The sequence below is a fragment of the Pseudofulvimonas gallinarii genome (assembly GCF_004343305.1).
GTDB lineage: Bacteria > Pseudomonadota > Gammaproteobacteria > Xanthomonadales > UBA2363 > Pseudofulvimonas > Pseudofulvimonas gallinarii.
In genome coordinates this window covers 1-26016 of sequence record NZ_SMAF01000021.1, presented here as the reverse complement: position 1 = coordinate 26016, position 26016 = coordinate 1, and the positions used below count along the sequence as shown (strand labels likewise).

Genomic DNA, 26016 nt, shown 5'->3' with positions numbered 1-26016 from the left:
GTCGATCATCATGCGCGCGAGTCAAACCCGACGGGCAGCGATCCCGGTCAGCCGGTGCTGTCGTGGTCGACGTCGTCGGCCGCGCCACCCTGCATCGCCAGTTCCGGCAGGCGGGCGATGGTCGGACCGAGCCGTTCCAGTTCGGTCTGCATGGCATCCAGCGTTGACCGGGCTTCACGCCCCAGTCGCCATTCCGGCAGCCGCATGGCGTCGCCGACGTTCGCCGCGAAGCCGGCCAGCCCGAGGTTCCCGGCCACGCCCTTGAGGGCATGGGCGAATTCGCGGAAACCGGCCCAGTCACGGGCGGCAACGACGCGGTCCAGTTCATCCATGCAGCGCACCATGTCGCGGCGGCACTGTTCGACATAGTCGGCCAGCTCCGGCCGGGTCATGTCCAGGTCGCGCAGATCGCGCAGGACGTCGAGATCGACTTCCGTGGTCGGGACGCGGGCCGCTTCGATCTGACCGGCATCCTGGGAAACCGTGCCGGTCGCCAGTTCGGCGATGACATCGAGCAGCCGCGCCGTCACGACCGGCTTGGGAAGGAAACAGGCCACGCCGGCCTGTTCGCAGGCGCGGATCGACTCGGGCGTGACGTCGGCACTGAGCACGATGAACTGCGTGCGCCGTGCCTGCCCGGCCTGCATCACGCGCGCCTGACGCAACACGTCGATGCCGCTCAGGTCTGGCATGTGCAGGTCGAGGATGGCGATCTGGAAATCCTCCTGCTCCAGCGCATCCAGCACCGCTTCACCACTGCCCAGGACCGTCGCCTGGTGCCCGGCCTTCTCGAGGACGCGACGCAGCACCGCCTGGTTGGTGACCTGGTCGTCCGCCGCCAGGATGCGCATCGGACGCACGCGGGCACGATGGCGGACGAACGGATCATCAAAGGCGATCACCTTGTTGGCGTCGTCGGCCGGTGCGGATGCCGCCGGCGCCACGGTCGGCACCAGCTGGAATGGCAGGTCGATCCAGAAATGCGAGCCGGCGCCTTCGCGGCTTTCGAAGGCGATGCGTCCACCCATTGCCTCGGTCAGGTTCTTGGCGATGGTCGTGCCCAGGCCAGTACCGCCGAATCGGCGGTTGAGTTCGCCATCGCCCTGCTCGAACGCCTCGAAGACGCGTGACTGCACCTCCTCGGCGATGCCGATGCCGGTGTCATGCACGGAGAAGCGCAGCCAGGCACGACCGTCCGGCGAATCCAGCTGCGACACGGCGAGCACTATGCCGCCCTGGTCGGTGAACTTGACGGCGTTGTTGAGCAGATTGAGCAGCACCTGGCGCAGATGGCCGGGATCGCCCTCGAGCATGTCGGGGACGCCTTCGGCGACATGGGCGTCGAAGCCAAGGTGCTTGTCCGCGGTACCCGGTCGGATCATGGTCGACACCGAGCGGACCAGCGCGCGGACGCTGAAATGCGCATTCTTCAGGTGCAGCTTGCCGGCCTCGATGGCAGAGATGTCGAGGACATCCTCGACCAGCGCCAGCAGGGACTTCGCCGACGTCTCGATCACCTCCGCACACTCCCGCTGTTCCGGCGACAGGCGCGTCGTCGCCAGCAGGCCCGACATGCCGACGATGCCGTTGAGCGGCGTGCGGAACTCGTGGCTCATGTTCGCCAGGAAACGGCTCTTGGCGGCGCTTGCCTGGCGCGCCTGCTCGGTGGCGCGCGTCAGCGATGTCAGCAGCGAAGACAGGTACATCGGGATCGCCACCAGTCCGACGAGCAGGCCCCAGGCCATGGCCTTGTTCGCCAGCCAGTACGGCGTCAGCAGGATCACCAGCGTGAATCCGCTCGCCGCCATGGCGATCGCGTAATACAGGAAGCGCGTGCCGTAGCGCAGGCCGTTGCCAATCGTCACCCACATCAGGATGACGTACAGCGGTGCGGTCAGTTCACCAAGCAGCAGCATCAGCGCCGAGATCGAACCGTAATCGGCGAACATGCCGACGAAGCGACGCGGGTACGATACCGCCGGCCGGCGCAGGATGGCGGCGATCACCGCGATGCCGATCACCGATTCGGCCAGCACCACCAGCAGCGCCTTGAACAGCGCCGAGTGCGCGTGCGTGTCGAAGGTCGCGGCGCCACCCAGGTACACCAGGAACAGCGCCGTGATGGCGATGCGCACGATCGCCTGTTCGTGCTCGCTGTCCAGGCGGCCCTGCAGCCGCTCCATCATGCCGGAAAGCATTCCCATGGCAGTCCCTTCGTTACGGTCCGGCGTCAGTCGTCGCTGTCGGACTGCTTGAAACAGGCGTGGATTTCCTCGGCGCGGTCGCGATGCTCGACGAGGGCATCGACCAGCCGCGGCTCGAACATCCGGCCACGCTGTTCCTTCAGGAAATCCAGCGCCGCATCCATCGTCCAGGCCTCCTTGTAGGGACGCCGCGTCGTCAGCGCGTCGAGCACATCGGCGACGGCGACGATGCGCGCGCTGAGGGGAATGTCCGTGCCCGACAGTCCATCCGGATAACCGCTGCCATCCCAGCGTTCGTGGTGGCGCAGCGCGATGTCGGCGCCGACCTGCACGAAACGGCTGGAACTGTCCTTCAGCACTTCATAGCCAAAGCGCGGATGCTGGCGCATGACCGCCATCTCCTCCTCGGTCAGCTTGCCGGGCTTGTTGAGGATGGCGTCGGGAATGCTGATCTTGCCGATGTCATGCAAGGGCGCGGCCGCTTCGATGATCCGCACTTCCTCGTCGGGAAGGTCGATGACCGCGGCGATGAGGCCGGCATAACGCGCCATGCGTTCCAGGTGCTGTCCGGTTTCGTTGTCGCGGGATTCAGTGACCTTGGCGAGGCGGAACAGGATTTCCCGTTCGCGCATTTCCAGTTCGTGCATGTTCGACAGCACCTGGCGCTCCAGCGCCTGTGCACGCCGTTTCACGGACTCGGCCTGCTGGCGAAGCTGCAGCAGGTTGCGACAGCGTGCGCGCAACTCGCGCGGACGGATCGGCTTCACCATGAAATCGATGACGCCGGCATCGAGCGCCGCCTGGCGCACCGGCTCGTCGCCGACCACGGTGATCAGCACGATCGGCACGTCGCGATAGGCGAGATTGCGGCGGAAGCGGCGCGCGAATTCCAGGCCGTCGATCTTCGGCATCCGGTAATCAAGCAGCAGAAGGTCGGGATTGCCACGCTCCGACCACTGCATGGCCTGCTCCGGATCGCCAAAGTCGGCAATGCGGATATCGGGGCTGATGCCCTCGATAATGTGGCGCAGCATCGTCCTTGCGGACAGCTGGTCGTCGACGATGACTACATTCACGGTGTACCTGTGACGTCCGCCCGCACAACCTGCATGCGGGCCGTGTCCCGGATGGAAGGCCTGTACGGACTGTACACCTATGCCAATGCCAAGGGTAGACAAGCCACCGCAGGCCTGCCCCGGCCGGTCGGCACCTCAGTTCGGCGTTTCGGGTCGGAGATAGGGGAACAGGAGGACGTCCCGGATCGAGCCGCGGTCGGCGAAAAGCATCACCAGGCGGTCGATTCCGACGCCCAGGCCGCCGGTCGGGGGCATTCCATACTCCAGCGCACGGATGTAGTCGGCGTCGAAGTGCATCGCCTCGTCGTCGCCCTCGTCCTTGGCTGAAACCTGGGCCCGGAAGCGCTCGGCCTGGTCCTCGGCGTCATTCAGCTCGGAAAACCCGTTGGCCAGTTCGCGACCGGCCACAAACAGCTCGAAGCGGTCGGTGATCTCCGGATCGGCGTCATTGCGGCGAGCCAGCGGGGACACTTCCGCCGGATAGGCGGTGATGAAGGTCGGGTCGACCAGCAGGTGTTCGGCGGTCTTCTCGAAGATCTCAAGCAGCAGCTTGCCCCAGCCATAGCCCGGCTTGACGTGGATGCCGAGGCGTTCGCAGTGCCGCGCCAAGGCCTCGCGATCACGCAGTTCGTGTTCGCCGATCTCCGGATTGCGCTCCAGCACCGCCTGTGCCAGCGGCAGGCGGCGGAACGGCGTATCCAGGTCGACGGCCACGCCTTCCCAGCTCAACTGCAGGGGCTGGTCGCGATCGGCGAACAGCGTCGCCGCCATCGAGCGCAGCATGTCCTCGGTGAGGTCCATGATGTCGTTGCAGTCGGCGTAGGCCTGGTACAACTCCAGCATGGTGAATTCGGGATTGTGCCGCGTCGATACGCCTTCGTTGCGGAAGCTGCGGTTGATCTCGTAGACGCGGTCGAAGCCGCCGACGACAAGCCGCTTCAGGTACAGCTCCGGCGCGATGCGCAGGTACATCTGCAGGTCGAGCGCGTTGTGGTGGGTGACGAAGGGCCGCGCGGTGGCGCCGCCGGGAATCGGGTGCATCATCGGCGTTTCGACTTCCATGAAGCCGCGCGGCGCCGCCTCCAGATAATCGCGGATGTAGCGGATGATGCGCGAGCGCAGCTGGAACACCGCGCGCGATTCCGGCGTCACGATCAGGTCGACGTAACGCTGGCGGTACCGCGTTTCGGTATCCGTCAGCCCATGCCACTTGTCCGGCAGCGGCCGCAACGACTTGGTCAGCAGGCGCAGAGACTCGGCGCGCACCGACAGTTCGCCGGTGCGCGTGCGCATCAGCACGCCTTCGGCGGCGACGATGTCGCCGACGTCCCAGCCCTTGAAGGCGTCATAGGCGTCACCCAGCGCGGTCGCCTGCAGGAACACCTGGATGTCGCCACTGCGGTCGAGGACCTTCGCGAAGCTGGCCTTGCCCATCACGCGCTTGGCGAGCAGGCGGCCGGCGATGCGGACGCGCCGGCCCAGGGCTTCCAGGGCCGCGGCGTCCCAGCGTCCGCCGTCGGCGAATTCGAACTGCAGTTCGCCGGCCAGCGCGTCGGGGCGGAAATCGTTGGGGAACGCCGGACCATCGCCGTCACGCAGCGCGCGCAGTTTCTCGCGGCGCTCCGCGATCACGTAGTTCTCGTCGACGGCCTGTGCGGCTGGCTGTTCGTTGCTGCTCACTGCTGCAATCCCTGTTCGGGTGGACTTCGCTCCGGCCTGCGCCGGCATCGCTGGTTCAGGTGGCCGGTCAGGCCGCGTCGCTGCGTTTCGATCCGGCTTCCAGCCCGGCCTTCAGGCTGGCTTCGACGAATTCGTCCAGGTCACCGTCCAGCACCTTGTCGGTATCGCTGCGTTCGACGCCGGTACGCAGGTCCTTGATGCGCGACTGGTCGAGCACGTAGTTGCGGATCTGGCTGCCCCAGCCGATGTCGGACTTGCTGGCCTCCACCGCGTTCTTCTCGGCGTTGCGCTTCATCATCTCCAGCTCGTACAGCTTGCTGGCGAGCATCTTCATGGCGCGATCGCGGTTGGCGTGCTGGCTGCGCTCGGTCTGGCAGGCCACCACGATGCCGCTGGGCACGTGGGTGATGCGCACCGCCGACTCGGTCTTGTTGACGTGCTGGCCACCGGCGCCGGAGGAACGGTAGACGTCGGTCTTCAGGTCGGCCGGATTGATCTCGATGTCGATCCTGTCATCGACTTCCGGCGACACGAACACCGAGGTGAAACTGGTGTGGCGGCGGTTGTCGGAGTCGAACGGGCTCTTGCGCACCAGACGGTGGACCCCTGTTTCCGTCTTCAGCCAGCCATAGGCATAGTCGCCTTCGATCCGGATCGTCGCCGACTTGATGCCGGCGACGTCGCCGCCGCTGGCTTCCACCAGTTCAGTCTTCCAGCCACGCGACTCGCACCAGCGCAGGTACATGCGCAGCAGCATTTCCGCCCAGTCCTGCGCCTCGGTGCCGCCGGCACCGGCCTGGATGTCTACAAAGGCGTTCGCCGCGTCCATCTGGCCGGAGAACATGCGCTGGAACTCCAGTTTCTCCACGCCCTGCCCCAGGCGCGCAATATCGGCCCGGATCGACTCCAGGCTGCCCTCGTCCCCTTCCTCCGCGACCAGCTCCAGCAGCTCCCGGGTGTCCCGGATACCGTTGCCGTATTCGTCCAGGCCCTCGACCACCTGCGCCAGGCGGGCGCGCTCGCGGCCCAGTTCCTGCGCCTTCTCCGGCGTGTTCCAGATGCCGGGATCCTCGAGTTCGCGGCTGACTTCCTCCAGCCGCTCCTTCTTCAGATCGTAGTCAAAGATACCCCCTGAGCGCGTCGACGCGCGCCTTGAGGTCGTCGAGTGCGGAAAACAGCGGATTCAGTTCCATGGTCGGCGTGTCGTCGAAAAGCGAGCCGCATAGTGTACTGGCCTGCCTGCCCGGATGCGCAGGACGGCGCATCCGGGCAAAGCGCCGTTTGGCGTGGATTCCGGTTGACCCGCGCTCTGCGACAGACATGGACCCGCCCGGCACGAGGCTGCGCTCCGGATATTTGCGCTGTCCTGACGGCCCGGCCACAATGCATCCTCCATTTGGGGCATTTGCCCGTCACTCGAGAAGATTTCATGGGGCTTGTCCGGAACGGCTGGCTGGCAGCCGGCTTGATGTGGGTGGCGCAGGCGGCGGCGATGGACTGCCGCCCTGCCGATATTGCCGATTGCGTCGGCCTGCCGCCGGCCGGCGTCGACTTCCTCGATGTCGATGTCATGAACGTGCCGAGAATGCTGACCTACGACCGTGCCGGCCGCCGCGCGCTCGAACAGACATTGCAGGCGCGATACCGGAACGATGGCGACATCGCAGCGGGTATCGACCTGGGCATCCTCGCTGCGCAGAACGGTCGCGATCCGGAAGCACGGTTCGAGAGGGTCGCCGCCGAGGCTGCGCACGATCCCGTTCTGTCGCGGCGCCTGGCCTGGGCCCGCGGCCACGCCTGCATGGCCGCGGGTGACGCGACCTGCGCACTGGCGCATTGGTACGACGCCGCATCGACCGTCGATCGTCATCCGGACTGGATTCCCTTGGCCTATGCGCTGGGCCTGTGGGATGCCGGGCAACAGGATCAGGCGATCGCCTGGTACTCGACGGCGGTGCGCAGCGATGTCCGCCTGGGACGCGCGGACACCGCTGCCCGCATCGGTGGCGAGACGCGGGTGGGCACCGTCGCACGGGATCTCTTTCCGGCCTGGGCCGCGCGTCACGCCGTGCAGCGCACGACCCTCACCGCCGAGGCGGACATCGACCGCGAAGGGCGCATCTCACGCCTGGTGGTTCCCGACGATGCCCTCGACGCCCGCCTGTTGCGGGAAGTCCGCCGGGTGGTGCCGGCGTGGCGCTTCGATCCTGTTCTCGATGCCAGCGGCAATGCCGTCACGCTGGCGACGCACATGCAGATCGAGGTGCGGATGGGCGCCGATGATGGACGCGGTGCGCCGGTCGAGATCCAGTACGCCGGCATGGGCCCGGTCGTCGAGCGTTCGGCCCTGCCCTACCCGCCGCAGGCCGTGAGCCGGCGCCAGCAGGGTGAGGTCTCGCTTCGCGTCAGGGTCACCCCGGAGGGCAAGGCGGAAGACATCGAGATCCTGCAGTCCAGCGGCCATTCGCTGCTGGACAGCGGCGCAAAGGCCGCCGTCGCCGAATGGACATTCAAGCCGGACCGCATCAATGGCCAACCGGTGCCTTCAACGGTCACCGTGCCGATCAGCTACCGGATGGCGACGCGGCAGCAACCATCGGCAGCGAGCGCGCCCGTCGACCTGCTCAACCCCCGCACCCGCCAGCGTTCGCGCTGACGGGCGGTAGCGCATCCATCAACGCTTGATCCGCTGCCAGAGTGCTTCCTGGTCCTCCAGGCTGCGCTCGGCCAGCGGCCGGCCTTCTTCATCGGCAAGCGCTTCCATGGCCCGGAAGCGCCGTTCGAACTTCCGGTTGGCGTGACGCAGCGCCGCCGACACGTCGACACCGGTCTTGCGCGCCAGATTGACGGCCACGAACAGCAGGTCGCCGACCTCATCCAGCAGCCGCTGCGATCCCGGAGCCTCGCCGGCATCAACCTCGGCGGCCACTTCGCCGATCTCCTCGCGAAGCTTGTCCAGCACCGCGTGCGCGTCCGGCCAGTCGAAGCCGGTGTGCGCCGCGCGCAGCTGCAGCTTCAGCGCACGCTGCCATTCCGGCAGGCCGCGCGCCACACCGGCCAGTGCGCTGGCATCGCCGGCATCGCCACGCTCGCGGCGTTTGATGGCTTCCCAGAGTTCGGTCTGCGCGGCGGCATCGGGGACGCTGGCCTCGCCAAACACATGCGGATGGCGACGCCACATCTTGTCGCAGATCGCCGCCACGACCTCGCCGAAATCGAAGTGGCCGGCCTCTTCCGCCATCCGCGCGTGGAACACGACCTGCAGGAGCAGGTCGCCCAGCTCGTCACGCAAGGCCGGGAAATCACCGCGATCGATGGCGTCGGCGACCTCGTAGGCTTCCTCGATCGTGTACGGCGCGATGCTGGCGAAATCCTGTTCGATGTCCCAGGGGCAACCCTGTTCGCGGTCGCGCAGCTGCGCCATGATCCGCAGCAGGTCGGAGATGTCGCGCTTCATGCCTGCGCCTCCCGCGGCAACACCGGCTGCAATCGCCGCGCCCAGTCGACGCGGCCGTCGGCCGCCGCGAGGAAACCCGGATTGAGCAGGCTCTCGCCGCGGTTGTAGTGGAACGCCACGCCCGCGAAATCGACCAGGCTGCCGCCGGCCTCTTCGACAATGCACTGCCCGGCGGCGGTATCCCACTCGCTGGTCGGGCCCAGGCGCGGATACAGATCCGCCCTGCCCTGCGCGAGGCGGATGAACTTCAGTGCCGACCCGGCCGCCAGCGCCTCGTGCGTGCCCAGCGCATCGAGCACGGTCTGGGTGCGCGCACTGGCGTGCGAGCGACTGACGCAGACCACCGGGACTTCCGGCAAGGGACGACCGGCCAGCGCGCTGCGGATGCCGCCCTGCTCATGCCATGCGCCTACGCCGCGCGCCGCCCACGCCAGCTCGTCCAGCGCCGGCGCATGGACGATGCCGAAAACGGGGCGGCGGTTTTCGACCAGCGCGATGTTGACGGTGAATTCGTCGTTGCGCTTGATGAACTCGCGCGTTCCATCGAGCGGATCGACCAGCCAGTAGCGCGGCCAGCGCAGGCGTTCGACCGCAGGCACCTGCACGGCGGATTCCTCGGACACGACCGGCAGCCCGGGCGCGATCGCCGACAGCCCGTCGACCAGAAGGCGATGCGACGCCAGGTCGGCTTCGGTCAATGGCGAATGGTCGTCCTTGATGGCGACATCGAAGTCCCGCCGGTACACGGCAAGGATCGCCTGGCCCGCCGCACGCGCAAGCCGGCAGGCTTCGGCGGCAAAGTCCGGCACGCTCATTGCGCGCCCGGCTGCCAGCGACCGGCGAGGTATTCGCGGGCGATGAACAAGGCGGCGAGCGATCGGCCTTCGCTGAAATCCGGCTCGTTGACCAGCGCGTTGAGCCGCGACAGCGGCCAGGGCACCACTTCAAGTTCCTCGGGCTCGTCGCCTTCCAGCTTTTCCGGATAGAGATCCTGCGCAAGCACGACGTGCGTGCGATGCGCCATGTACGAGGGCGCCAGCGCCAGCGGGAGCAGCGTGGTCAACTCGCGCGCCCCGAAACCGATCTCTTCCTTGAGTTCGCGGTCCGCTGCCAGGGCGGGCGTCTCGCCTTCGTCGATGCGTCCCTTCGGCAGGCCCAGCTCATAGCGGTGAAGCCCGGCCGCGTATTCGCGCACCAGCAGCACGGTGTCGTCATCGGCCATCGGCACGATGATCACGGCACCCAGGCCACCGGACTTCAGGCGCTCGAACGTGCGTCGCTCGCCGTTGCTGAATTCAAGGTCGATCTCCTCGACCGCGAAGCGGCCACTGGGATCGAGGGGTCGGCGTGCATGGATGATCGGCAGCTTGCGCATGCCGGCATTGTAGCCAGCCCGCGCACCGAACGAACGCCGCAATGCGGCGCAGCGAGAATCACGCGGCGCCGCCCAGCCCACTCAACAGCGCCGCATGCAACGCCGGCGTCGCCGCGGCCAGTACGCTGCGCGTGCCGCGGCCGACCGGCGCACCCTCGAGGTCGGTGAACACGCCACCGGCCTCCTCGACGATCAGGCAGAGCGCTGCCACGTCGAGCACATGCACGTCCGATTCGATCACGGCATCCAGGCTGCCGCGCGCCAGCATGTGGTAATGCAGGTAATCGCCGTAGCCCCGCACCCGCCAGGCCCGCTGGACGATGCCGGCCAGCGCCGGCCAGCGTGGACCGGCGGCCAGCGTCTTGATGTTGCCCAGCGAGATGGCCGCCGATTCGATCGTCGTCGTGGCCGCGGTGCGCACACGTTCGCCGTCGATGTAGGCGCCGTCGCCACGGCAGGCCCAGGCGCTTTCGCCGCCGACAGGCACATGCGACACCCCGAGCATCGGGACGCCGTCGTGCCAGAGCGCGATCTGTGTCGAAAATACCGGGTTGCCGCGCACGAAGCTCTTGGTGCCGTCGAGCGGATCGACCAGCCACAGCCAGCCGCTGGCGTCGGCGTCGCCACCGAATTCCTCGCCCCAGATCGCATGTTCCGGGAAGGCCTGGCTGAGATAGTCCCGGATGACCCGCTCGGCACCACGATCGGCCTCGGTCACGGGCGTGTCGTCGGCCTTGCCGTCGACCTGCAGGTCGGCGCGCCGGTAATGCGGAAGGATGCGTGACGCCGCCGTCTGTGCGGCGGCCCGGGCCAGCGGCAAGGCGCGCGGGAGAACCTGCCTTGGGTCGCTCATCGGCGCACTCCGTCACCCTGGCGCTTGAGTTCGCCATCGATGAGCAGCAGCGATCCGCCATCCGGCAAGGCCTGGCCGACGTAATACAGCATCTGCGCCACCGGGTCGGAAGGGCTGCGGCTGCGCAGGATCACTTCGGCGTGGTAGGCGACGCCGGTGAGCTCGAACTGGCCGTCCACTTCCAGCGGTCCGGCTTCGTCCTGCACTTCGCCGATGACATGGCCGGGCGCAGTCGTCGCGAAGTGCGCATTGATCGGACCGAACTGCGCCTGCGCCTGCCCGGTGACGCCGGCATCGACCCAGCGCGCACGTCCGCGAGCCTCGTCGATGATCAGCCCGCGCAGCAGAAGCGTGTCCAGTTCGACGTCGACGGTGCCGAGGAAGTTGAGGGACGGAATGTCGATGACCGGCTGCAGCAGCAGTGCCGGCAACTGCATGTGCATGTCGGTGACGCGAAGGCGGCCATCGGCCATGCGCGCGGTGCTGCCTCGGGCATTCCAGGCCGACCCCAGCAGGTTCCAGTTGCCGCCGATGTCACCGCGCAACAGGCCGCGGATGGACAGGTCCCATTCCAGCGCACCGACCGGATACCCGTTGATCAGGACCTGGCCGGCGCGGCCCTGGCGGACGCTTCCGCCCAGTTCCTGCAGGACCACCGACGGTCCCAGGTGATGACCGAAATGGCGGTAGGCGAAGCTGGCCGGCAGGTACCAGGCCACGGCCGCGACGGCTATGGCGAGGATGACCAGCAGCAGAAGAAGACGGCGGATCAGACGCATGGGAAGGTCTCGACTTGAAACGAGGTGCCGCGCTCAGGGTTCGCGCAGCACGAGCTGGATATCGACCTGGCCGACATATTCGGTCGCGGTGGCCGCCATCTCGGCGACAACGATGCCATGGCGCTGGGCCAGCGTTTCCAGCCAGGTTGCCAGCGGATCGAAAGGGACCGCTTCCAGGCGCAGGCGCACCCGGCCCTCGCCGGCCGGCTCGATGCGCTTAAGGCCGGCCGACAGGCCGATGTCACGGATGCCGGCATCGACCAGCGCCAGCAGCGAACGACCGGCGCGCTCGCGGGTGCCGTCCTCGATGCCGCCACCGGCGAGTCGTGCCGCGTCGGCGCGCATCGTCACCAGGTCGGCGGCCAGGCGCTGGTTTCCTTCAGCCAGGCTGCGGCGCGCATCGGCCAGCGGTTTGTAGAGCAGCGCCCAGCCGAGCATCACCGCCGTCAACAGTCCGCCGACCAGCAGGATCCTGCGCTCACGCGCTTCACGCGCCTGCCACCAGGTACGCAGCGGATTCATGATCCGGCTCCGCCCAGGCGCAGGCGACCGCGGACGCCGTCGTCGTGTGGATCGACGCCCGTGACCGCCACTGGCAGGCCGCGCGCCGCGATCGTTTCGCGCAGCGCGTCAAGCTGGCCGACGTCAGCGGCCAGGACTTCCAGTTCGATCGCGTCGCCACGGTAATCGACGGCATGCACGCGGTAGCGGCTGCCCTGGGTGATCAGCGGCGCGACTGCCGCCAGGCGGGCCAGCGGATTGCCGGTCGCCGATGCGGCCCCACTGCGGCCGACCTCCGAAGCCAGCTGCGCGGCAGGGTCGGCGGTCATGCGCTGTCCCGGCAGGGCCTGCTCGAACACTTCGCGCACCTGCCCCTGCAATTGCACCCGGCGGTTGCGCTCGATGAGGTAGCCGGTTGCCGCATCGGCGACGACCAGCAGCAGCGCCAGCGCGGCGAACACCGCGGCCCAGCGCCACTGCCGCGGATGACTGCCACGGTGCGGCGTCGCGGCGAACGCACCCTGGCGCAGGTTGGGCGCGCTGTCGATGCGCGTGGCGGCGAAACGCAGGAAGACCGGCAGCGCCACTTCCTGCACTGTTTCGGTCTCATGGAATGCGGCATCGCTGCCGAGCACGCGCAACGGCAGCCCTGGCAACAGTTCGCGCCATTGCGGCCACTGCGGCGCCGGCACCACGTGTGCGCCATCCGGCGGCGCGACCAGCAGGCGCCCGCCGATGCGCGCGAGGTGGATGGCTCCCGCCGAACGCGGCAGCAGCTGCGCGTCGGCCACCATGGTGACGGCATCGTCCAGCGGCGCCTCGTCGTGTCGCTGCAACCAGGCCTGCATGTCACGGCGGGCGACCACGGCGACGTCGATGTCGTCGCCTTCACGGCTTCCGAGCGCGAAATGCAGCTGTTCGACCGGCTCCGCCAGCCGTTCCTCCAGGGCGAACGGCACCGCCTGCCGCAGTTCGGCGGCACGTCTCGTCGGCACCCGCAGCCGATGCAGGGCCACGGTCTCGGCCGGGACGACCACCGTGACTTCGGCATCGGCGGGCACGGCATCGCCGCGCCGCCAGCTGGAAGCGCCAGCGCTGCGCGCCAGCCAGCCCTGGCCGGAATCCAGATCGATCAGCAGTCGTGTTGAACTCATTGCACAAGCATAGCCGGTGACGCCGCTACATGATCGGCCGCGCGCGATCCGGTGGTTCTCGGCGGCGCGCTTCGGACGCCTTGGCCGCCCTGGCCGTGTTCCCGCGTGCGTCGGCCGGCGGTTGCGCCGGATTCATTGGCCATCGTCGTGGACACGGACTCAGAAGCGTCCCTGCGAACGCGCCAGCACGCGGATGCCCTGGTGGCGGTCGATCAGGCTGTAAAGGCGCGCACTGATCTCGCCCTGCTGGATTTCCGCTTCGGCGACGAAGTAGCGGCTGCTGGTGCGCAGGTAGGGCGACTCGCCGGGCGGCACCGGGATGCCGGCCTCGGCCAGTTCGCGGATGAGATCGGCCGGCGAGTCATAACTGGCGCGGCCGTCACGGTGCAGACGACGCGCCAGTGCCATGCCGATACCGTCGGCGAGGCTGGCCAGCACCGGCGCGGTGGCCGTGTTGATGTTGATCTGCGCATCACGGTCGGGACGGGCACAGACGTGCGGCGCCAGCCGCTGGTAGCGCTCACTGTCGACGCCCAGCACCGAACGCAGTTCCGACACGTGCGCGAACGGCCCGTTGGCCGGACGCCGCGGGGGATCAAGGGCGACGTAGCGGGCCGTCTCGCCGCCACCGGTTTCGGCGATGTCATCGCTGTCCAGCCAGTCCACCACGGCATCGAGCAGCGTGGCGTCCAGTTCGAGTACCACCAGCAGGCGCGCGAAACGCGCCCGGGCCACCCTTGCATCCTGGCTGTCGGCCGGCGACCACAGCGCATTGAGGTTCAGGCAGCCGTCAAGGTCGCGCATGGCGCCGAAGATGCGTCCTTCCGGAATGTCCACCGGCGGCATGGGTTGCGCCCACGGCTCGGCCAGGTGATCGGTGGCGCTGCCGCTGGCGACGTCGTCACGCAGCAGCCTGGACGCCCACAGTTCCAGGCCCTGCTGATAGGCATAGGCCTGCGCCGTGCGCGAATACTGCAGCGCGCGCGCCTGTCCGATGCGGCCGCGGTCGAGCAGTCCGGCAATGAGGATCGTCGCCAGCGCCACGACGAGCACGGCGGCCAGCAGTGCCACCCCGCGCTGCCTTGCGAAGCCGGGATTCCTCATGGCTGCGGCGCCTCCGGCAGTTCGACAAGTCGGCGCAGTTCGCCGAGCCGTGAATGGACGAGCACGAATTCCACCGCACGCGGCCAGGCATCGGCATCGGCGGCGCCGGGCACGGGCCAGCGGTCCTGCCAGCGCCCCTGCAGGTCCAGGAAGCGCCAGCGCAGCTCTTCGACCTCGGCGAGCAGGCGCTGCTGGTCCGGACGCGTCGCCGGCAGCCGGTCCGGTGCCGGCCAGCGCTGCCGGTACAGGGCATCGCCATCGGACAGATAGCCGATGCGTTCGACCAGGCCGAGGTCCGGTCCGAGCACGCGACCGCGACCGAAGGTGCTGACTTCCAGCATCGGTCCCTGCGCCGACAACGGCGGCAGCGGCGCATTCGCGGCCCAGACGCGTCGCGGCGCGAGGCTGCGCAGGTCGCGCTCGATCAGCGACAGCGCACGGCCGATGTCTGCCAGCGTCACTTCGCGTTCGCTCAGCCGCTCGTGCGTCGTGGTGACCGCCGAGAGCCCGGAATAGGCGATCACCGCCATGGTCGAGAAGATCACCAGCGCGACCAGCAGTTCGACCAGCGTGAAGCCGGCGCCGCGTGCGGACCGGCAGGCCGGCATCGACGCGGGGCAATGCGACCGGCGAAGGCGCGTGTTCATGGCTGGCCGGCAAACCCGGTCAGGCGCACGCGGCTGTCATCGCGTGCCGGATCGACGGCGACGGCGATGTCGATGCGGCGGATCCCCGGCACGTCGCTGTCGGTGATGCTGGCGCGCCAGTAGAACTCGCGGCCGCCCTGGCGTTGCTGGCCTTCGCGACGGCCCGGCGCCGGGCTGACTTCCGACAGCCGGATCTCGGCCAGCACGTTGCCGGCCACCAGGCTGGCGAGCAGCGCTTCCTCGCGGTGCGCGGCCGCCTGCACCGTGACCGAGGCGCTGCGTGACAGCGCGAACAGGGCCAGTGCAAGTACCGCCAGCGCGACCAGCACTTCGAGCAGCGAAAAACCGCGCTGCCTGTGGCCGACCGTCATGGCCGCACCCCTGCCAGTCGCCACTCGCGACCATCCTCGCTGGTTTCCAGCAGTGGCCGTGCATCGGCACCGGTGCGCACGCGCGCCCTTGCGAGGCCGGTGTGGACGACGCGGATCTCCAGCGGCGACAGCTCGCCCGTCGGCCAGCAGGTCGCCTGCGGGGCGCGCTCGAAATCCGGCGTGGCGGGCAACGCCATGGAGGGCACATCCAGCACCGATCCGTGGATGTGGCGTTCCTGTAGGCGATGGCCGGACGCGAACGGCGCCCAGCGGTCCCGGGCGGCGAGGCTGAAACCGTAACCGGTGGCGCCGATGTGCAGGCCGACTTCGCGACCGTCCAGTTCGGCCTGCTCGCAGGCCAGCTGCAGCAGCAGGTGCAAGCGCTCGCCTTCGCGTCCGGCACGACGCGGGTCCATGCCGGTGGCCGACATGACGACGGCGCCGACGATGACCGCCAGCACGGCGACCACCACCAGCACTTCGATCAGCGTGAAGCCGGCACGCGGCGCAGGCACGGTCGGGCTCCGGCCGCCAGGCTCAGCTCTTCTGCAGGTCCCAGCTGCCGATGTCGGCATTGCGGCCGTCGCCGCCGGGTTGGCCGTCGGCACCCAGCGAGTAGACCTCGTAGGGTCCGCTGCGTCCCGGCGACAGGTACTGGTAGGCATTGCCCCAGGGATCGCGGGGAATCTGCGGCTGGCGCAGGTAGCCCCCCTGCTTCCAGTTCGGCGCCGCCGGCGATCCGCCCGGCCGCTGGACGAGGGCTTCCAGGCCCTGCTGCGTGCTGGGATAGGTGAAATTGTCCAGCTTGTACATATCCAGCGCAGTCATCAGCGACTGGATGTCCTGTCGCACGCGCACTTCGGCGGCCTTGTCGGGCTGGTCCATCAGGTTCGGCACCACGACCGCGGCGAGGATGCCGAGGATCACCACGACCACGAGGATCTCGATCAGGGTGAAACCGGAGTGCACCGACCGGCGACGACCGCCCGTGGTCTGAATGTTACGATCCCGCGCCATTACGCCCACCTCGGATTCCAAGCTGCCGCGATGATAACAAAGCAGGTGCCCGCCACCGGCGGCAATGCCGCCCTCGCCGCTCGCGACCTGGGGGTCCTGTGGCATCCATGCAGCCAGATGCGCGACCACGAAGCGCTGCCGCCGATCCCGATCGCCAGCGCCGAGGGTGCCTGGCTGACCGATTTCGATGGCCGCCGCTATTTCGACGGCATCAGCTCGTGGTGGGTGAACCTGTTCGGCCACCGCCATCCGGCCATCGTCGCCGCCATCAAGTCGCAGCTGGACCGGCTGGACCATGTGCTGCTCGCCGGCTTCAGCCACGAACCGGCGGTGGAACTGGCGGAACGGCTTGTCGCCATCACGCCGCCGGGCCTGGAGCGGGTGTTCTACGCCGACAACGGTTCCAGCGCGATCGAGGTCGCCCTGAAGATGAGTGTGCACTGCTGGTTGAACCGCGGCCAGCAACGCACGCGCTTCATCGCCCTGACCGGCGCCTACCACGGTGAAACGCTGGGCGCGCTGTCGGTCACCGACCTGGGCCTGTATCGCCAACCCTACCGGCCACTGCTCGTCGAACCGCTGTGGGCGCCCTCGCCGGACGCCTACCTGGCCGAGCGGGGTGAAACACCCGCGCAGTGCGCGCAGCGGCGGCTGGCGGCACTGCGCGAACTGATGGAACGCCATGCCGGCAAAGTCGCGGCGGTGGTCGTCGAGCCGCTGGTCCAGTGCGCCGGCGGCATGCGCATGCACCATCCCGATTACCTGCGTGGCCTGCGGGCATTGTGCGATGCCTTCGACATCCATCTGATCGCCGACGAGATCGCGGTCGGATTCGGGCGAACGGGCACATTGTTCGCCTGCGAACAGGCCGGCATTTCTCCGGATTTCCTCTGCCTGTCCAAGGGCCTTACCGGCGGCTTCCTGCCACTGGCGGCGGTGGTCACCACCCCTGCCGTCTATGACGCCTTCTACGCCGACTGGCAATCCGGCAAGGCATTCCTTCATTCGCATTCCTATACCGGCAATCCGATCGCCTGCAGCGCGGCGCTGGCGACGCTGCGCATCTTCCGGGAGGAACCGGTGCTGGAACGGGTCCGCACGCGTGCCGTGACACTGGCCGCGGCGCTGGAACCGCTGCGCGGCCACCGGAATGTCGCCGATGTACGCCAGACCGGGCTGATCGCCGCCGTCGAGGTCGTCGCCGACCGCGAAAGCCGGACGCCGTTCCCGGCCGCGGAGCGCCGCGGTCGCCGCCTGTACGCGCATGGCCTGGACAACGGGGTGCTGGTGCGGCCGTTGGGCGATATCGTGTACTTCATGCCGCCCTACTGCGCCAGCGACGAGGAGATCCGCCACATGGTCGAAGTGACCGCCACCGGCATCGACAGGATGGTGGCCTGATGCGCTGGTTCAGGAGCTTCGTCGATCTTCCCCTGCAACCGGGCGCCACCGTCGCGCTGCCGGAATCGGCCCGGCAGCACCTCGGGCGCGTGCTGCGCCTGCGTGAAGGCGATGCCGTCACGCTGTTCAACGGCGACGGCTTCGACTATCCGGCGCGCCTTGCGGGCGCCGGCCCGTCGCTCGGTGCGCAGATCCTGGATCGCACCGCAGCGGCTGCGGACGAAGCGGCGCTGCGCATCACGCTGGTGCAGGCGCTGGCGCGTGGCGAAAAGATGGACTGGATTCTGCAGAAGGCCACCGAGCTGGGCGTGGCCGCGGTGGTGCCGGTCACCAGCCAGCGCTGCGAGGTGAAACTGGACGGCGACCGCGCCGGCAAACGGCTGGCGCACTGGCGCCAGGTCGTGACCAGCGCCTGCGAACAATGCGGGCGCGCGCGCATTCCCGATATAAGTGGGCCGCAGCCGCTGCTCGCCTTCGCCGACTCCGCTGCGCAACCCCCGGCATGCACGCGGCTTGTGCTGGATCCGGAAGGCGATCTGTCACTGTCCGACCTGTCGCTGGGCGACCAGGCAGCGGTCGCCCTCGCCATCGGTCCGGAAGGCGGCTTCGACCGCGTCGAGCTGGGCCACCTGCAGCGCGCCGGCTGGCGGCGACTGCGCCTGCGCGGCCGCATCCTGCGGACGGAAACCGCCGGCATCGCCGTGATGAGCGCGCTGCTGGCCCTGAACGGAGAGCTGTGATGCGCCGTACGCTGTTCGCCGCCCTCGCCCTCGCGCTTTCATGCACCGGGCACGCCGCCACACTGTTCCACAATGGCCGCATCCGCACCCTCGATGAAGCGCAACCGCTGGTGGAGGCCATGCTGGTCGATGACGGCGGCCGCGTCATCGCGTTGGGCGACAGTTCGGACCTGCTCGAACGCTACGCGGACGCCGCCCGCCATGACCTGGCAGGTGCCCATGTGTTGCCTGGCCTGATCGATGCGCACGGGCACGTGGCCGGACTCGGTTCGGCGCTGCTCAGCGCCGATCTCGTCGGCGCCACGAGCAAGGCCGACATCGTCCGGCGCCTGCGTGAGTTCGAGGCAAACCTGCCGGACGGCGCCTGGCTCACCGGTCGCGGCTGGGACCAGAACCGCTGGGAGAACACCGACTTCCCGACGGCGGCCGATCTCGACGAGGCGTTTCCCGGGCGGCCGGTCTGGCTGCGTCGCGTCGACGGCCATGCCGGCTGGGCGAACAGCGCCGCCCTGGCTACGGTCAAGCGCCCACTGGAAGGCGACTGGCAACCCGAAGGTGGACTCATCCTGCGCGGCGGCGATGGCAGGGCGACCGGCGTATTCATCGACACCGCGATGAACCTGGTGGACGAAGCGATGCCGCCGCCGGATCGCGCATTGCGCCAGCGCGCGCTGGACATGGCGGTCGCCGAAGCGGCGAGGCTGGGCCTCACCGGTGTCCACGACGCCGGTGTCGACCTGGACACACTGGCGCTGATGCGCGAACGGGCCGATGCCGGCCGCCTGCCCATCCGCATCTACGCCATGGCCGATGGCGACGGCGCGACGCTGGACTGGCTGTGCGAGAACGGCGCCTACGCGCATCCCGGCGGACGCCTGCAGATGCGTGCGGTGAAGCTGTACATGGATGGCGCGCTCGGCAGTCGTGGCGCCGCCCTGCTGCGTGACTACGCCGATGATCCCGGCAACCGCGGCCTGCTGGTCACCGCCGCCGACCGGCTCGCCGCCGCCGTCACCAGGGCGGACCGCTGCGGCATCCAGGTCGCCACCCACGCCATCGGCGACCGTGGCAATCGCCTGGTGCTGGATGTCTACGCGGCACTGGACGCCGAAGGCCGTGACGCACGGCGCGCACGCATCGAACACGCACAGATCGTCCATCCCGACGATATCGCCCGCTTCGCGGCGGAAAAGGTCATCGCCTCCATGCAGCCGGTGCACGCCACCAGCGACATGCCCTGGGCGGCGGCGCGTGTGGGCCTGCAGCGGCTGCGCGGCGCCTACGCCTGGCAACGCTTCGGCAGCCACGGCACGCGCATGGCGTTCGGCTCCGATTTCCCGGTCGAAGCGGTGAACCCGTTCCATGGGCTTTATGCGGCGATCACGCGCCAGGATGCCGAAGGCCAGCCCGAGGGCGGATGGCTGCCGGACCAGCGTCTGGACCTGCTTGCCGCGCTCCAGGGCTTCACGTCGGGCGCCGCCTATGCCGGCTTCGCCGAGGACGACTTGGGCAGCCTGGCGGTTGGCAAGCGCGCCGATTTCATCATCGTCGACCGTGACGTGTTTTCTGTCCCGCCAGCCCAGGTCCGCGCGACCGTCGTGCACTCCACCTGGCTGGATGGCCGCCAGGTGCATCCTTTACTGCCTGCGGCCGGAGTGGCGCAGTAGACTTCCCAGAAAGGGCGCGCGACGCCCAACCGGGGAGGAGCAAAGCCGATGTCGTTCCGTTTTGTCACGGCGCTGGCCGCCGCACTTTCAGCGGGGCTCGCCTGCGCCGCATCGACGCCGGAGCGCGGCGTGCTGGTGGATCTCGTCGCGGTCGGCGACAGCGCCCAGGTCGAGGCGCTGAAGGGCAGCGACGGCGCGGACTGGTGGCTGGAGGTCGGCGAAGTCCTGCTGCTGGCCGGCGACGTCGAGGCCTTGCACGCATCGGTGCCGCCGCACCTGCTGCTGCGCGACGTCGACAACCTGCGCGCAGACCGCCTCGCGCTGCGACCTCGCGGCTGCATCGACCATCGCCAGGCACTGGCGCCCGAGGACCTGCTGCTGGTCAGCGACACCTTCGAACTGGTCAACCAGCCGGTCTCGTTCGCGCCGGCCGGCCTGACTGCGGGCCGCATCAATCCGCACCTTGGCGTGCCGGAATTCGTCGGCATCGAGCGCAACAGCGTGATCGCGCGCCTGCACCGCTTCGACCTGGAACAGGGCCCGCCGGCGGCCGATCCCGGCATCGCCCACATCGCCAGCAAGGTCGACGCGGACCGCTGGTTTGAAACGGTCACAGCGCTGGCCGGCTGGGATCGCTCCAGCTACTCGCCGACGCTGCCGGCGGCGCGGCAGTGGATCGGCGCGCAGTTCGCGGAGGCCGGGCTGAGCGTCAGCGAACCGGTGTTCACCGTTCCCTTCGCCACGCCGGCGCCGCTGGCCAACGTGATCGGCCGCATCGAAGGCACGACGACGCCCGACGAGTGGGTCATCATCGGCGCGCATTATGACTCGCGCAACGCCACCCTGAGCTCGCCTTCCCCGTCGCCGGGCGCGGACGACAATGCATCCGGCTGCGCCGGGGTGATCGAGGCGGCACGCGTGCTGGCACGTTATCGACCGGCGCGATCGGTCCTCTTCATGTGCTATTCGGGCGAGGAACAGGGCCTGTACGGCAGCCAGGGCCATGTCGAGACACTGGCGGCCAGCGGCGACCTGGGCAAGGTCCAGGCGATGCTCAACATGGACATGATCGGCTGGGTGAGCGGCCCGCCACCCGGCGTGCTTGCCTGCACACGTTCCGCCCAGGCCACCGGCGCCGCCGAGTTGCTGGCCACGCTCAGCGATGCCTTCGCCACCTATGCGCCGGTACTGCAGGTCACCACTTCGACATCGACGGCGGGATGCTGCTGCTCGGACCATGCGCCCTACCTGCAGGCCGGGCGCCCCGCCACTCACAGCATCCACCGCGGCGGCACCACATATCCGCATTACCACAAGGAAACGGACACGCCGTCGAACCTGGGTCCGCACGCGCGGGATGTCGGGGGTGCCATCGTACGCGGCAATATCGCGGCACTCGCCCTGCTTGCCGGCTACGACCTGTTGTTCGCGGGCGACTTCGAGGACTGAGCCCGCCCCGTCGGGACAGGGGAACGCCTCGGGCATCCGGCCGACGGATCGGAGCGTTTGCACTGGCTGGCTTGTGGGCGGTGCCGATCGCCGGATCGAAACCGGGTCGGACGCGTCGACGGGCGTCCGGCGCACGGTCGTCCTGACCCGCCCCGCCACCCTGGTGCCGCAGCGGTCGTCCCGGACCTCGCCAGCGTCATCGCAGCGCCCGCACTGCGACGTGAAAAAAGTTCCATGCACACGCACTTAGGTGGGGTTTGGCTGCAAGGGCACGCATCTTGCTACCATCCGGGGTCCCGAGACAGCGAGCATCGTTGCGCATGTGGCCCGAGCTGGAGCAGGTTCCCGAACGCGTCCTCAAGCAGGCCGCGAAAATCAGGTTGGCCGCCTTCGACATCGATGGCGTGTTTACTGACGGCCGCCTGTGGTTCACCGACGACGGCCGCGAATACAAGGCCTTCCATGTCCACGACGGACTGGGCATGAAGCTGCTCGCAGAAGCCGGCGTGCGCGTCGCCATCATCACCGCGCGCTTCAGCCCCGTCGTCAGCCGTCGCGCCGCGGAGCTGGGCATCGAACTGGTCTACCAGGACCAGGGCGACAAGCTGGCCTGCTTCCAGCGCATCCTCGCCGCGTTGAAGCTGTCACCGGAACAGGCCGCCTATACCGGCGACGACCTGCCCGACCTGCCGGTACTGAAACGTGCGGGTCTGGCGATCGGCGTCGCCAACGCGCACCCGTTCCTGCATCGCCACTGCCATTACCTGACTCGCGCCCAGGGCGGCGCCGGCGCGGTGCGCGAGGTCGCCGACCTGATCCTGCACGCGCAGGGTCGCCTCGCCGACATCGGACAGCGGTTCGGACATGGCTGAACGTCGCACCTGGCTGGCATTCGCTGTCGTCGCCGGCTTCGCTGCCGCGACGCAGTGGCTGCTGTGGCTGTTCCAGCCCGAGCCGGAGGCGCCACCCTTCATCGGTCCACTGCGTCCGGAATACAGCCTGGACCGGTTCGAATTGAAGGTGTTCAAGGACAACGGACAGCTGTCGCTGGACGTGAACTCGCCGCGCATGGATCGCCATGGTGGCGACGGTCACTTCATGGTACGGCAGCCGGAGATGGTCATCCTGCGCGAAGGCCTGCCGCAGTGGCAGGCGAAGGCGGAGAACAGTCGCATCGAGTCCAATGGCGAACGTCTTGAACTGCAGGGAGGCGTGCGCTTCTACAGCTTCCCCGATGATCCCCGCCCGATCGACATACGCACCGAATACCTCACCGCTTTTCCCGAGGAGCAACGTGCGGAAACCGATTCACCGGTGACCCTCGTACAGGGCACCTCTATACTGCGGGCTTCCGGCCTGCGCGCCGATTTCACCACTTCGCGGCTGCAACTCAATGACTTCCAACTGCATTCGCCACCGCGCTGAACTCGGCCTCCTGCTGGCGCTCATGCTGTCCGCTTTGCCGGTGATGGCGCTGGAGAGCGACCGCAACCAGGCCATGGACATCACGGCCCGTGATTCGGACATCGACCTGGAATCCGGCGTCCACCAGCTGATCGGCAAGGTCGAAATCCGCCAGGGCAGCCTGCTCATCGAAGCGGATCGGGGCGAAGTCCACCAGCCCGGCGGTGGCCAGGAAGTATCGCGCGTCGTGCTCGAAGGCACGCCGGCCCGGCTCGAGCAGGCACTCGACAACGGCGCCGGCTTCATGCGCGCGCGCGCCGCCCGCATCGATTTCGACCGCGCCAGCAATACGATCGTGATGACCGGCGGCGTGCGCATCGAGGATCCGCGCGGAACGCTTACCGGCGAGCGCGTCAGCTACGACATCACCCGCGGTCGCGTGCAGGGCCAGTCAAGTGGTGAGGACGGTCGCGTGCGATTCGTCATACCGCCAAGGCAGCCGCAGGCGGCAACCGGAAGCGAAGCGGACTGATGCTCAGCGCGCAAGGGCTGCGGAAGCGCTACAAGGCCCGCGACGTCGTCCGGAATTTCGGCATGCACGTCGCCGAGGGTGAAGTCGTCGGCCTGCTCGGCCCCAATGGCGCCGGCAAGACGACCTGCTTCTACATGATCGTCGGACTTGTTCCGACCGATGCCGGCAGCATCCGCCTGGACGGCGAGGACATCACGCGGCAGCCGATGCACGAACGCGCGCAGCGCGGCATCGGCTACCTGCCGCAGGAACCGTCCGTGTTCCGCCGGATGACGGTCGCCGACAACCTGCTGTCGATCCTGGAGCTGCGCGAAGACCTCGACGCGCGTGCACGCGCCGACCTGCTCGACGACCTGCTTGAGGAACTGCAGATCGCCCACCTGCGCGACAACCTCGGCATCAGCCTGTCCGGCGGTGAACGCCGTCGCGTCGAGATCGCGCGGGCCCTGGCCGGCAAGCCGCGTTTCATCCTGCTCGACGAACCGTTCGCCGGCGTCGATCCGATCTCGGTCCTCGATATCCAGCGCATCGTGCGGCACCTGAAGTCACGCGGCATCGGCATCCTGATCACCGACCACAACGTTCGCGAGACACTCAGCCTCACCGACCGCGCCTACATCCTCAACAACGGCGAAGTGCTGGCCGAAGGCAGCCCCGCCGACATCCTGGCCAACCGCGAAGTCCGCGAGATCTACCTGGGACACGAATTCAGGCTATGACCATGCAATCGTGTCACCCGAGGCTTGCCTTGTTCGCCTGCAGTGCCGCGGGAAGGGGTTGAGGCATGCGCGCCAGCCTCGAACTGCGCCTCACCCAGCAGCTGCGCCTGAGCCCGCAACTCCGGCAGGCACTCAAGCTGCTGCAGCTGTCGCAGGCCGAGCTGGAAGTCGAACTGCGCGAACAGATGGAAAGCAATCCGGTGCTCGAACTGGAAGAGCCGGAAACCGCCATGCCTGACGAGGCACACGCCGGTCCGGAACCCACCCGCGAAACCACCGACCCCCCTACCGAAGTCCGCGAGGAACCGGAGAGTGGCGGCGAGGACGATTACGTCGCCGACCTGGATTACAGCCCTGACCTGCCCGACAACGACTGGCCGCGCGCCAGCAGCGGCGACGGCGACAGCGATCCCATCGACTGGGCGCAGGAGCCTGCGGGCGGCCTTGCCGACCACCTGCTATGGCAACTGCAGCTTTCTCCCGCAAGCCCGCGCGACCAGGCGATCGCCGTCGCGCTGATCGAGGCACTGGAAGCCGATGGCTACCTGCGCGTGGATCCGCAGGAAATCGCACAGACACTGGCACCCACGTACATCGTCGAGCTCGACGAAATCGAGGCGGTGCGGCATCGCCTGCAGCGTTTCGATCCGCCTGGTGTCGCCAGCCGCGACCTGCGCGATTGCCTGCTGGTCCAGCTCGACCTGCTGGATGCCGACCGTACGCACGGACACGCCGTCGCCCGACAGCTGGTCGATGCCCATCTCGAGAACCTGCCGCGCAGCGACCGCGCCCAGCTGGCGCGCACGCTCGGCGAGGAACCCGAGGACATCGACGCCGGCCTGACACTGATCCGCTCGCTGGATCCCAAGCCGGGCGCCCGATTCGATGCCACCGCGCCCGAATACATCCAGCCCGACGCCTACGCCCTGCGCGACGGCGATGGCTGGCGCGTCGCGCTTCCGGGAGACGCGCAGGGACAGCTGCGCATCAACCGCGACTACTTGCGCATGGCACGGGAGGCCGGGCGCGAGGCGCGCAGTTACCTGCGCGGTTGCCTTCAGGAAGCACGCTGGCTGCTGCGCGCCCTGCAACAGCGCCAGGACACCCTGTTCCGCGTCGCCAGCGCCATCGTCGAAGCGCAACGCGACTTCCTTGACAACGGTCCGCAGGCCATGCGTCCACTGATGCTCAAGGACATCGCGGCGAAACTCGGCCTGCACGAGTCGACCATTTCCCGCACGGTCGCACGCAAATACCTGCATACGCCGCGCGGCGTCTACGAGCTTCGCCACTTCTTCTCGACCGGCTATGCCGGCGACGATGGCGATGCCGCCGCCACCGCGGTGCGCGCGGTCATTGGCGAACTCATCGCCGCCGAAAACCCGGCCAAGCCGCTGTCCGACCAGGCCATCGCGGTGTTGCTCAAGCAGCGCGGGCTCAACGTCGCCCGACGGACCGTCGCGAAGTATCGGGAACAGCTGAGGATTGCACCTTCGCACGAGCGGCGTCGGGTCAACTGAGCGGCGCCGCGCGATCAACCGCTCTCTGCGGTTGGGGTGGCCGGGTTGGAGTTCCCGATCGCGTGTGGTTCTCCGGATCACCTCGCTGGCATAAGGCGCGGACGCGGCAGGTTGCGCACACCTTGGACATGGCAACGGGCACCGACTGGGGCACGACGCCGCCCTGAGCACGGGCACGGAAGGTGCGGACAGGGCGCGGCGGCGGTTGTCGTCTGCGCCGGCCGGGACGCAGGCGCGCCAAGCGGCTCCACTGCGCCCAGGGCTTTCCAGCCGTAAGCGTCCGGCGGTGACACCTTGTTGCGGCGAATCGATCAGTGTTGTCGCAGCGGGAGCAGCGAGTCGATGTCGCGATCGAGCGTGGTGGGC

At 68.4% G+C, this 26016-nt stretch carries 26 protein-coding genes; 10 read left to right on the top strand and 16 right to left on the bottom strand.

Going from position 1 to position 26016, the window contains the following annotated elements; genetic code table 11:
* Positions 1 to 47 precede the first annotated feature (47 nt).
* The 4 genes from EDC25_RS11810 to prfB all read right to left on the bottom strand — a co-directional run bounded on the left by EDC25_RS11810 (position 48) and on the right by prfB (position 6153).
* On the bottom strand, positions 48 to 2204 hold the full coding sequence (locus EDC25_RS11810) for an ATP-binding protein (protein ID WP_123521511.1): 2157 nt from the start codon (positions 2202 to 2204) through the stop codon (positions 48 to 50).
* 26 nt (positions 2205 to 2230) lie between these two features.
* Complete coding sequence (locus EDC25_RS11805) at positions 2231 to 3280, bottom strand: response regulator (RefSeq protein ID WP_123521510.1); 1050 nt, start codon at positions 3278 to 3280, stop codon at positions 2231 to 2233.
* Between the two features lie 135 nt (positions 3281 to 3415).
* Positions 3416 to 5008, bottom strand: a complete 1593-nt coding sequence (gene lysS, locus EDC25_RS11800) for a lysine--tRNA ligase (protein WP_123521509.1) — start codon at positions 5006 to 5008, stop codon at positions 3416 to 3418.
* Between the two features lie 19 nt (positions 5009 to 5027).
* A protein-coding gene (prfB, locus tag EDC25_RS11795; protein WP_123521514.1) for a peptide chain release factor 2 occupies positions 5028 to 6153 on the bottom strand; the annotation gives its coding sequence in 2 pieces (ribosomal slippage) (positions 5028 to 6080 and positions 6082 to 6153; 1125 coding nt in all).
* A gap of 236 nt (positions 6154 to 6389) precedes the next feature.
* Here prfB and EDC25_RS11790 point away from each other — a divergent pair.
* Positions 6390 to 7616: an energy transducer TonB gene (locus tag EDC25_RS11790; RefSeq protein WP_123521508.1), complete on the top strand. Its 1227-nt coding sequence runs from the start codon at positions 6390 to 6392 to the stop codon at positions 7614 to 7616.
* An 18-nt stretch (positions 7617 to 7634) separates the two neighbouring features.
* Here EDC25_RS11790 and mazG read toward each other — a convergent pair whose 3' ends face one another.
* From mazG to gspG, 12 genes are all read right to left on the bottom strand, one after another.
* Positions 7635 to 8417: a nucleoside triphosphate pyrophosphohydrolase gene (mazG, locus tag EDC25_RS11785; RefSeq protein WP_123521507.1), complete on the bottom strand. Its 783-nt coding sequence runs from the start codon at positions 8415 to 8417 to the stop codon at positions 7635 to 7637.
* Complete coding sequence (cysQ, locus tag EDC25_RS11780; RefSeq protein WP_123521506.1) at positions 8414 to 9232, bottom strand: 3'(2'),5'-bisphosphate nucleotidase CysQ; 819 nt, start codon at positions 9230 to 9232, stop codon at positions 8414 to 8416. Before cysQ ends, mazG begins: the two co-directional genes overlap by 4 nt.
* On the bottom strand, positions 9229 to 9792 hold the full coding sequence (nudE, locus tag EDC25_RS11775) for an ADP compounds hydrolase NudE (protein WP_123521513.1): 564 nt from the start codon (positions 9790 to 9792) through the stop codon (positions 9229 to 9231). Before nudE ends, cysQ begins: the two co-directional genes overlap by 4 nt.
* A gap of 58 nt (positions 9793 to 9850) precedes the next feature.
* Positions 9851 to 10645: an inositol monophosphatase family protein gene (locus EDC25_RS11770; protein WP_123521505.1), complete on the bottom strand. Its 795-nt coding sequence runs from the start codon at positions 10643 to 10645 to the stop codon at positions 9851 to 9853.
* Positions 10642 to 11424, bottom strand: coding sequence for a type II secretion system protein N (gene gspN / locus EDC25_RS11765; RefSeq protein ID WP_123521504.1), 783 nt, complete (start codon positions 11422 to 11424; stop codon positions 10642 to 10644). The genes EDC25_RS11770 and gspN overlap by 4 nt, the downstream gene beginning before the upstream one ends.
* A gap of 33 nt (positions 11425 to 11457) precedes the next feature.
* Positions 11458 to 11946, bottom strand: a complete 489-nt coding sequence (gspM, locus tag EDC25_RS11760) for a type II secretion system protein GspM (RefSeq protein ID WP_123521503.1) — start codon at positions 11944 to 11946, stop codon at positions 11458 to 11460.
* Complete coding sequence (gene gspL / locus EDC25_RS11755) at positions 11943 to 13079, bottom strand: type II secretion system protein GspL (RefSeq protein WP_123521502.1); 1137 nt, start codon at positions 13077 to 13079, stop codon at positions 11943 to 11945. The genes gspM and gspL overlap by 4 nt, the downstream gene beginning before the upstream one ends.
* A gap of 159 nt (positions 13080 to 13238) precedes the next feature.
* Positions 13239 to 14183 (bottom strand): type II secretion system minor pseudopilin GspK, encoded by a 945-nt coding sequence (gene gspK / locus EDC25_RS11750; RefSeq protein WP_123521501.1) that lies wholly within the window; start codon positions 14181 to 14183, stop codon positions 13239 to 13241.
* Positions 14180 to 14830 (bottom strand): type II secretion system minor pseudopilin GspJ, encoded by a 651-nt coding sequence (gspJ, locus tag EDC25_RS11745; RefSeq protein ID WP_123521500.1) that lies wholly within the window; start codon positions 14828 to 14830, stop codon positions 14180 to 14182. The genes gspK and gspJ overlap by 4 nt, the downstream gene beginning before the upstream one ends.
* Complete coding sequence (gene gspI, locus EDC25_RS11740; RefSeq protein WP_123521499.1) at positions 14827 to 15201, bottom strand: type II secretion system minor pseudopilin GspI; 375 nt, start codon at positions 15199 to 15201, stop codon at positions 14827 to 14829. The genes gspJ and gspI overlap by 4 nt, the downstream gene beginning before the upstream one ends.
* The gene (locus tag EDC25_RS11735) at positions 15198 to 15716 is read right to left on the bottom strand and encodes a prepilin-type N-terminal cleavage/methylation domain-containing protein (protein WP_164483974.1); all 519 of its coding nucleotides are present in this window, start codon (positions 15714 to 15716) and stop codon (positions 15198 to 15200) included. Before EDC25_RS11735 ends, gspI begins: the two co-directional genes overlap by 4 nt.
* Before the next feature lie 22 nt (positions 15717 to 15738).
* On the bottom strand, positions 15739 to 16218 hold the full coding sequence (gene gspG, locus EDC25_RS11730; RefSeq protein WP_123521497.1) for a type II secretion system major pseudopilin GspG: 480 nt from the start codon (positions 16216 to 16218) through the stop codon (positions 15739 to 15741).
* Positions 16219 to 16248: 30 nt separating this feature from the next.
* On the opposite strand from gspG, the gene EDC25_RS11725 reads away from it, so the two are divergent.
* The 9 genes from EDC25_RS11725 to EDC25_RS11685 all read left to right on the top strand — a co-directional run bounded on the left by EDC25_RS11725 (position 16249) and on the right by EDC25_RS11685 (position 25650).
* On the top strand, positions 16249 to 17619 hold the full coding sequence (locus tag EDC25_RS11725) for an adenosylmethionine--8-amino-7-oxononanoate transaminase (protein ID WP_123521496.1): 1371 nt from the start codon (positions 16249 to 16251) through the stop codon (positions 17617 to 17619).
* On the top strand, positions 17619 to 18359 hold the full coding sequence (locus EDC25_RS11720; protein WP_123521495.1) for a 16S rRNA (uracil(1498)-N(3))-methyltransferase: 741 nt from the start codon (positions 17619 to 17621) through the stop codon (positions 18357 to 18359). The genes EDC25_RS11725 and EDC25_RS11720 overlap by 1 nt, the downstream gene beginning before the upstream one ends.
* The gene (locus tag EDC25_RS11715) at positions 18359 to 20026 is read left to right on the top strand and encodes an amidohydrolase (protein ID WP_123521494.1); all 1668 of its coding nucleotides are present in this window, start codon (positions 18359 to 18361) and stop codon (positions 20024 to 20026) included. Before EDC25_RS11720 ends, EDC25_RS11715 begins: the two co-directional genes overlap by 1 nt.
* A 48-nt stretch (positions 20027 to 20074) precedes the next feature.
* Positions 20075 to 21475, top strand: a complete 1401-nt coding sequence (locus EDC25_RS11710; RefSeq protein ID WP_123521493.1) for a M28 family metallopeptidase — start codon at positions 20075 to 20077, stop codon at positions 21473 to 21475.
* A gap of 320 nt (positions 21476 to 21795) precedes the next feature.
* On the top strand, positions 21796 to 22347 hold the full coding sequence (locus EDC25_RS11705; RefSeq protein ID WP_123521492.1) for a KdsC family phosphatase: 552 nt from the start codon (positions 21796 to 21798) through the stop codon (positions 22345 to 22347).
* Positions 22340 to 22900, top strand: a complete 561-nt coding sequence (lptC, locus tag EDC25_RS11700; RefSeq protein WP_123521491.1) for an LPS export ABC transporter periplasmic protein LptC — start codon at positions 22340 to 22342, stop codon at positions 22898 to 22900. The genes EDC25_RS11705 and lptC overlap by 8 nt, the downstream gene beginning before the upstream one ends.
* Positions 22869 to 23411 (top strand): lipopolysaccharide transport periplasmic protein LptA, encoded by a 543-nt coding sequence (gene lptA, locus EDC25_RS11695; RefSeq protein ID WP_123521490.1) that lies wholly within the window; start codon positions 22869 to 22871, stop codon positions 23409 to 23411. Before lptC ends, lptA begins: the two co-directional genes overlap by 32 nt.
* Complete coding sequence (lptB, locus tag EDC25_RS11690) at positions 23411 to 24130, top strand: LPS export ABC transporter ATP-binding protein (RefSeq protein WP_123521489.1); 720 nt, start codon at positions 23411 to 23413, stop codon at positions 24128 to 24130. Before lptA ends, lptB begins: the two co-directional genes overlap by 1 nt.
* Positions 24131 to 24195: 65 nt before the next feature.
* The gene (locus EDC25_RS11685; RefSeq protein ID WP_123521488.1) at positions 24196 to 25650 is read left to right on the top strand and encodes an RNA polymerase factor sigma-54; all 1455 of its coding nucleotides are present in this window, start codon (positions 24196 to 24198) and stop codon (positions 25648 to 25650) included.
* The last annotated feature ends 366 nt before the right edge of the window (positions 25651 to 26016 follow it).

Coding starts and splice junctions, on each gene's coding strand:
- gspI (WP_123521499.1), bottom strand. CDS start 15,201: ATGACGGTCGGCCACAGGCAGCGCGGTTTTTCGCTGCTCGAAGTGCTG.
- EDC25_RS11810 (WP_123521511.1), bottom strand. CDS start 2,204: ATGGGAATGCTTTCCGGCATGATGGAGCGGCTGCAGGGCCGCCTGGAC.
- EDC25_RS11715 (WP_123521494.1), top strand. CDS start 18,359: ATGCGCCGTACGCTGTTCGCCGCCCTCGCCCTCGCGCTTTCATGCACC.
- cysQ (WP_123521506.1), bottom strand. CDS start 9,232: ATGAGCGTGCCGGACTTTGCCGCCGAAGCCTGCCGGCTTGCGCGTGCG.
- lptA (WP_123521490.1), top strand. CDS start 22,869: ATGACTTCCAACTGCATTCGCCACCGCGCTGAACTCGGCCTCCTGCTG.
- gspJ (WP_123521500.1), bottom strand. CDS start 14,830: ATGAACACGCGCCTTCGCCGGTCGCATTGCCCCGCGTCGATGCCGGCC.
- gspG (WP_123521497.1), bottom strand. CDS start 16,218: ATGGCGCGGGATCGTAACATTCAGACCACGGGCGGTCGTCGCCGGTCG.
- EDC25_RS11790 (WP_123521508.1), top strand. CDS start 6,390: ATGGGGCTTGTCCGGAACGGCTGGCTGGCAGCCGGCTTGATGTGGGTG.
- lptC (WP_123521491.1), top strand. CDS start 22,340: ATGGCTGAACGTCGCACCTGGCTGGCATTCGCTGTCGTCGCCGGCTTC.
- gspK (WP_123521501.1), bottom strand. CDS start 14,183: ATGAGGAATCCCGGCTTCGCAAGGCAGCGCGGGGTGGCACTGCTGGCC.
- gspL (WP_123521502.1), bottom strand. CDS start 13,079: ATGAGTTCAACACGACTGCTGATCGATCTGGATTCCGGCCAGGGCTGG.
- mazG (WP_123521507.1), bottom strand. CDS start 8,417: ATGAAGCGCGACATCTCCGACCTGCTGCGGATCATGGCGCAGCTGCGC.
- gspN (WP_123521504.1), bottom strand. CDS start 11,424: ATGCGTCTGATCCGCCGTCTTCTTCTGCTGCTGGTCATCCTCGCCATA.
- EDC25_RS11725 (WP_123521496.1), top strand. CDS start 16,249: ATGATAACAAAGCAGGTGCCCGCCACCGGCGGCAATGCCGCCCTCGCC.
- nudE (WP_123521513.1), bottom strand. CDS start 9,792: ATGCGCAAGCTGCCGATCATCCATGCACGCCGACCCCTCGATCCCAGT.
- lysS (WP_123521509.1), bottom strand. CDS start 5,008: ATGCCGGCGCAGGCCGGAGCGAAGTCCACCCGAACAGGGATTGCAGCA.
- EDC25_RS11710 (WP_123521493.1), top strand. CDS start 20,075: ATGTCGTTCCGTTTTGTCACGGCGCTGGCCGCCGCACTTTCAGCGGGG.
- EDC25_RS11705 (WP_123521492.1), top strand. CDS start 21,796: ATGTGGCCCGAGCTGGAGCAGGTTCCCGAACGCGTCCTCAAGCAGGCC.
- EDC25_RS11685 (WP_123521488.1), top strand. CDS start 24,196: ATGCGCGCCAGCCTCGAACTGCGCCTCACCCAGCAGCTGCGCCTGAGC.
- lptB (WP_123521489.1), top strand. CDS start 23,411: ATGCTCAGCGCGCAAGGGCTGCGGAAGCGCTACAAGGCCCGCGACGTC.
- gspM (WP_123521503.1), bottom strand. CDS start 11,946: ATGAATCCGCTGCGTACCTGGTGGCAGGCGCGTGAAGCGCGTGAGCGC.
- EDC25_RS11770 (WP_123521505.1), bottom strand. CDS start 10,645: ATGAGCGACCCAAGGCAGGTTCTCCCGCGCGCCTTGCCGCTGGCCCGG.
- EDC25_RS11720 (WP_123521495.1), top strand. CDS start 17,619: ATGCGCTGGTTCAGGAGCTTCGTCGATCTTCCCCTGCAACCGGGCGCC.